Consider the following 6,378-nt stretch of genomic DNA (forward strand, 5'->3'; position numbering starts at 1 on the left):
TAGTCTTACATAACCAACAATCCTTGGCATGGCCAAAGTTACCTCTGACGAACTCGGGAAAGAGCCCATCGGAAAATTATTGATCAAACAGGCCGTTCCGGCATCCATCGGTATTTTGGTGATGTCGCTGAACGTGTTGGTCGATTCCATTTTTGTAGGCAATTGGATAGGTTCCATTGCCATTGCCGCCATCAATGTGGTGTTGCCCGTTTCCTTTTTTATTGCCGCATTGGGGATGGCCATCGGTATCGGTGGGTCAAGTATCATTTCCCGTGCTTTGGGCGCCAACAATCACGAAAAGGCCCTAAAAACCTTCGGCAACCAGATTACGCTTACCCTTTTGGTCACCGTGACCATGGTGGCCCTTGGGTTGTATTATGTGGACAGCTTGATTCCTACATTTGGAGGAAAGGGTTCCATTTTTGAGCCTGCAAAAATCTACTATACCATCATTTTGTACGGAGTGCCTTTTTTGGCCCTTTGTATGATGGGAAACACAGTGATCCGTGCCGAAGGGAAACCCAAGTTTGCCATGATCGCCATGATCATTCCATCCGTGGGCAACTTGTTGATGGATTATGTATTCATCTACATATTTGATTGGGGAATGGAAGGTGCCGCATGGGCCACTACGGTGGGCTACTTATTATGTTTTGGCTACATTCTTTACTTCTTTCTGTCCAAAAATTCGGAATTGAAAATAAGTCTATCCCATTTTGGGTTGGACCCGGCCATACTTCGTGAAATAAGTTCTTTGGGTTTTGTAACCTTGGCAAGACAAGCTGTTACCAGTATCACCTACCTGTTGATGAACAACATCTTGTACAATCTGGGCGGGGAACCCATGGTGGCGGTGTATGCCATTATCGGGCGTATGTTGATGTTTGCCCTATTTCCTGTTTTTGGGGTCACACAAGGCTTTTTACCCATTGCAGGGTACAATTATGGGGCAAGTTATTTTGCTCGTGTCAAGGAGTCCATCTATACGGCGATCAAGTATGCAGCATTGGTGGCCACCTTGGTTTTTGTGGTATTGATGATTTTTCCAGGAGAGTTTGCAGCCTTATTCTTGAGTAATCGACCAGGGTTGTCACCGGAAGAGCTGGCCACCAACCAATTTGTACTGGAACATACCCCTTTCGCTATGCGTTTGGTCTTCGCCGCCACGCCAATCATTGCCCTCCAGTTAATTGGGGCAGCCTATTTTCAAGCGGTGGGAAAAGCCATTCCGGCCTTATTGCTGACCTTGACCCGACAGGGATTCTTCTTTATACCGCTCATTCTTTTGCTTCCCGAGTTTTTTCAAGAAACCGGGGTGTGGCTCTCGTTTCCGATTGCCGATGTGTTAGCCACAGTGGTCACGGGCATTTATTTGGCCAAAGAAATAAAGAAGGATTTAGGGTAACGGAATTCTTTCACAAGAATGTGTAATTTGGTTGCCTAACTGAACAAACATGAAAAATGTATTTTTTGCCAGTCTGATGATTCTTTTTGCATTGGCCTGTAAAGAAAAACCTGAAGAAAAACCCATGTACACCCTTTTTGTTGGCACCTATACCGATGGCGATAGCGAAGGCATTTATACCTATACCTTCGATGCTGGAACCGGTGAGTTGACCCAAAAACAGTTGGCAGCCAAATTGACCAATCCTTCCTATTTGGCCCTTTCCAAAGATCATAAAAACCTGTATGCCGTTCAAGAAACGGCCGATTTTGATAGTTTGGGAGGCGGGGTTACCGCTTTTGCTTTGAAGGATGGGGTGTTGGAAATCCAGAACAGTATGGGTACCCAAGGGGCACATCCATGCCATGTTTCGCTTTCGGGGGATGGTCATTTGGCCGTGGCCAATTATACAGGCGGCAATGTGGCCGTTTTCAAATTGAACGCTGATGGTTCATTGGGGGATGCCCCACAAATTATCGATCACAAAGTATTGGACACCACCAAAACCGCCCATGCCCATATGGCCCAATTTACAGCCGATGGGTTGATGGTTACCGATTTGGGATTGGATGCCGTAAAAAGATACAAAGCGGAAAATGGAGAGTTTGTTCCAACTTCCCAACCAAGTCTACCCTTCGTTGATGGCGCAGGTCCTAGGCATTTCACCTTTGGTGAAGGTGGAAAGATGCTCTATGTCATCAACGAACTGAACAGTACTATTTCCGTTTTTGAAAAAGATGGAGAGGGCCAATATCAAGAAGCCCAATTGATTGAAACAACGGATTCCAATTATCAGGGAAACAATGCCTGTGCAGACCTTCATTTGTCTCCTGATGGCAAATTCCTGTACGGTTCCAACAGGGGAGAAAATACCATCGTATTCTTTTCCGTAAATCCTGAAAATGGGACATTGACCTTGGCAGGAAGGGAATCCGTTCACGGGGATTGGCCCCGTAATTTTTCCATGGATCCCACAGGGGAATTTTTGTTGGTTGCCAATCAAAAATCAAGCAACATTACCGTTTTTAAACGGAATGCGGAAAAGGGTACCCTTACCTATTTGAACGAAACTGCATTGCCCAATCCGGTATGTCTGGTGTTTGAGGATTAAGAAATTCAACAATTTGTCACATCGAGTGGAATCGCATGGCGATTTTGTATCGAGATGTGTGAGGTTCTCGACCTGCCTGCCGACAGGCAGGTACCATTTCCTTCTGAAATCATTCGAACTGACCTGGAGCTACTTTTTAGCCAGTAAAACAATCACTCCAATCACAATCAGACCCAACAGCACAGCAAAGAAAATCTTCCAAAAGCTATAAGGTCGCGTACCTGAAATGTTCCCGTTTTCCCCATTGATGAAAAAGTTGTACTCCTTGCCGTTGTAGCGATAGGCACTTACATAAACGGGTAACAAAATATGCTTAAAAGTTTCTTCGGACAGTTTCATGTCCATGGAAGTCACCCTTTGGGTATCGCCCCCAATGTCCTGCATGCACCATCGGTTAGCAATGTCACGGGCGACTTCCTTGGAATGCAGGTGGCCTTCATCCAAAGAAATGGTATATTTTTCAGTCACAAAACCGGATAGAAAACCACTGCTGAACGGTTGCAATTTTTTTAAATCCCAATAGGCAATCTTTCCCGGAATCCTTCCCGATTTTTGTTGCGAAGCTTTGATCAGGGTATCGTCCACAAAACCGGAAACTTGACCCGATGCAGGATACCAACGTGTCTTCCTGACTTGCTGGGTCACCATTTTTCCATTGGAATCGCGAACCCTTCGCGTTTCATAATAGTATTCCCCCCGTTGACCTATGTAGGAGGCATACAGTTGCGCATCAAAGGTCCAATAGGGGAGATAGAGCCCTTTGGTAAATTGGGGATCCAAAGCAGCCTTTTTCAGGTTGTTGGGGGCAAACCACAATTGTTTTACCCAGTTCTTGAAAATGCGAAACGACTGGTTTTTATCAATCTGAAATGGCAAAACGGCCCCTGGCAAGATCCAACTTTCCTTGTAGGCATCTTCTACAACCAAAGGTTGGCCACAGTATACACAATGGAGCGATTTATAGTTTTCCTCCACATGTTGGTCGGCCCCGCAATTTTTGCAATGCAGCATTGAGATTTCCTCACTATGCCGTTGCGACCCCATTTCCTTGAGATAGGGATATAGTTCGAGTTCTTCAAAGCCATTTTCGTTGACCGAAATGACTTCTTCATGCCCGCAGTACTCACAACTGACATGGGTAGTCCCGGGTTTGTATTTGAGCTCAGCGCCACAATTGGCACAGGCTTTTTTGAGTTCTGATTTTTTTACGGTCTCTTCCAATAGCCTTTTGTCATTCTGGTGAAATGATGGGTCCCTTTCAAGGAATGCTTGCTGGTGTCGTTCTGAGCGAAGCGAAGAATCTGTAGTTTGTAAGAGATACTTCGCTTCGCTCAGTATGACAGTAACAAATTATTGTCCTGGCAATGGTGGTGGGGTATTGCCTCCCAAGAACGATTTCAATTCTTCCACATCCTTCAAGGCGGTCCAAGCGGCCATGCCTTGTTTCCATACCAAGCTATCCCGATTGATGGTCCTGTTGGCAAAAAGGGATTGCAATTGCTCAAAGGTTGCAGGTCCTTGCTGAGCCCCGTTCACGGCATAATAGTAAAGCGTTTGCGCAGGCATTGGTGGAGGTATGGCCCCAGCAGCAGGTTGACCTGTGGCTTGTGGTGTCGCTTGTGTGGCACCACCCATCAGGTTCCCCATTTGTTGGGCAAGCACAAAGCCCATTCCCATTCCCATTCCGGCACCAGCAGTTCCGCCTTCGTTTTGGGCAGCGGCCTCGATGGCCTTCGCAGCCTTGAACTTGGCCAATTTGTCCAGATCCAGTTTGTCGATTCGGCTGTATTCGAAAATCTCTTTTTTGAGTTCTTCGGGCATCGAAACGTTCTCGATATAGAATTTCTCCAAGGAAATACCCACCGTTTGGAACTCCGGCGCCATCACTTCGCGACACGTATCGGAAAGCTCGGTGGTGTTGGCCGCGTATAATTCAATTGGAAGATTTGCCTTGCCCACCGTATCCGTAAATCGGGTGGCGATCAAGCTCTTCAGGTGTTCGTTGATCTCAAAATTGGTGAAGTTGCTATCGGTGCCCACAATATCCTTGATGAACTTGCCGGCATCGGACACTTTGTAGGCGTACGTACCAAATGCCCTGATTTCTACCAAACCAAAACGGTCGTCGCTCAGGGTGATAGGACTTTTCGTACCCCACTTTTCATCGGTGAACAAATGGGTGTTTACAAAGTAAACTTCAGCTTTGAAAGGAGAGTTAAAACCATATTTCCACCCTTTCAGCGTAGCCAAAATGGGCAGGTTTTGGGTGGTGAGGTCGTAGGTGCCCGGTGAGAACACATCGGCGAGTTGACCCTCGTTGATGAAAACGGCCGTCTGCCCTTCACGGACAATCAGTTTTGCACCGTTCTTGATCTCGTTCTGGTAGCGCTCAAACCGATACGCAATGGTGTCGTCGGTGTAGTCAAGCCACTCAATAATATCAATAAACTCGTTACTGAGTTTTTCTTTGATCTTTCCAAAAATATCCATGGTAGTGTTTTTAGTTTATTTGTCCTTCAATGTATTAAAAAAGTGGAATACTTGCGTTAGATAAGTATGAAATTGAGGGGAAATGTTACAGGTGACTTTTCAAAAAACTTATGGTGACTAACATTTGTCCCACATGTCGTTGGCTATGTTCAGCAGCATGAAAAAGTAGGCTGATCACCGTGGAGGGCAACTTTTTTCGCCCCACAAAACGTTCTTCGGTCAAGATGGATTCAGGAGTTGATTTGAAAACCTGTAATGCCTCGTTGACCTTATGTTCAAAATCAAAAATCAATTGTTGGGATGATGGTGCATTTTGTCCATTGCCTTCATTTCGCAAGAATTCAAATTGCTCTTCCGTCAGCGTCTTTCCTTCGGAATAGGTCAGCATACGGTCCAACACCCCGGTCATATGACGTAGATGAAAACCAACTGAGGCACGGCCAATGGGAGTTTCCCAAAGGCTGTCCTCTGGGAAATCTACCATATAGATCTTCACCTCCCGAACGGACTGCAGCAATGCATGTGCTGCAGGCTGCAAGAGCGGAGGTATATTAGGTATCGGACCACTTAGCCAATATTCTGGGGTGGTTGACATTTACATTCTGATTTAAAAATCCCGATAATCCCCTGACAGGTATTGGTTGGCCTTTTCTTCCTTGAACCGTGCCGCTTCCGCATCCCAGTGCAAGGTCTCCCCGGGAAAACGGCCCGCGATGGTGCCCAAAAGTATGGTCTCGGTCAACCGTGCCGCATAATCGAATGGCGCAGTGGTCTCTCCTTTGCCCAAGCAGGCATCCACGAACTGGTGGTAGTGCTTTGGCCCCTCGGTGTCATAGTTGCGGATGGGCTCCCCCATGTTATTGGCCGCCGATACCTTGGCGATCTCCTTGGAGATGTCCACATACTTGCCCTTCACGATTTTTTTGGGCAACTGCATGAAGTGGGGGAGCAACAACCTGCCTTTTTCCCCTATGAACATGGCGCCCTGTTCCGGAAGCTCATTTTCAGCGGCCACGCCTGCATCCAGTGAGATTTTGTCTTTTACGCTCTTATCATCCGATTTCTTGTCCTTTTTCATTTCCATTCCTGGTAACAAAAGGTCTTCGTGCATTTCAGGCGCACCGGGGCCATCATACCAGACCCATTTTAAGGTCTTGGTCGTGTAGGGTGTTTGAGGGAATTCGTAAGTCACGGTGTTTTGTTCTGGATATCCGAAACCGTTAGTTGGCCTACACTGTGTGGTTATGGTGGTCGGAACGTCCAGTTGCAGGGCATTGTAGGGGGTATCGAAGATATGGACCCCCATATCGCCCAGGGTGCCGCAACCGTAATC

The 6,378-nt window shown here is 46.7% G+C and carries 5 protein-coding genes and 1 pseudogene; 2 read left to right on the forward strand and 4 right to left on the reverse strand.

The window, feature by feature from the left end; genetic code table 11:
* Positions 1-28: 28 nt before the first annotated feature.
* Both DB398_RS14960 and DB398_RS14965 read left to right on the forward strand, forming a co-directional pair.
* On the forward strand, positions 29-1,405 hold the full coding sequence (locus DB398_RS14960) for an MATE family efflux transporter (RefSeq protein ID WP_108425250.1): 1,377 nt from the start codon (positions 29-31) through the stop codon (positions 1,403-1,405).
* Between the two features lie 49 nt (positions 1,406-1,454).
* Positions 1,455-2,555: a lactonase family protein gene (locus tag DB398_RS14965; protein WP_108425251.1), complete on the forward strand. Its 1,101-nt coding sequence runs from the start codon at positions 1,455-1,457 to the stop codon at positions 2,553-2,555.
* 129 nt (positions 2,556-2,684) lie between these two features.
* Here DB398_RS14965 and DB398_RS14970 read toward each other — a convergent pair whose 3' ends face one another.
* The 4 genes and pseudogenes from DB398_RS14970 to DB398_RS14985 form a co-directional block, all read right to left on the reverse strand.
* The gene (locus DB398_RS14970) at positions 2,685-3,776 is read right to left on the reverse strand and encodes a TFIIB-type zinc ribbon-containing protein (protein ID WP_108425252.1); all 1,092 of its coding nucleotides are present in this window, start codon (positions 3,774-3,776) and stop codon (positions 2,685-2,687) included.
* A gap of 129 nt (positions 3,777-3,905) precedes the next feature.
* A complete protein-coding gene (locus tag DB398_RS14975) occupies positions 3,906-5,045 on the reverse strand; it encodes an SPFH domain-containing protein (RefSeq protein WP_108425253.1) in 1,140 nt (379 codons plus the stop codon).
* Between the two features lie 85 nt (positions 5,046-5,130).
* Positions 5,131-5,640, reverse strand: coding sequence for a DinB family protein (locus tag DB398_RS14980; protein ID WP_108425254.1), 510 nt, complete (start codon positions 5,638-5,640; stop codon positions 5,131-5,133).
* A gap of 12 nt (positions 5,641-5,652) precedes the next feature.
* Positions 5,653-6,378, reverse strand: a pseudogene (locus DB398_RS14985) (gfo/Idh/MocA family oxidoreductase); the annotation flags it as partial.

This window comes from Flagellimonas amoyensis (assembly GCF_003058265.1).
Classification (GTDB): domain Bacteria; phylum Bacteroidota; class Bacteroidia; order Flavobacteriales; family Flavobacteriaceae; genus Flagellimonas; species Flagellimonas amoyensis.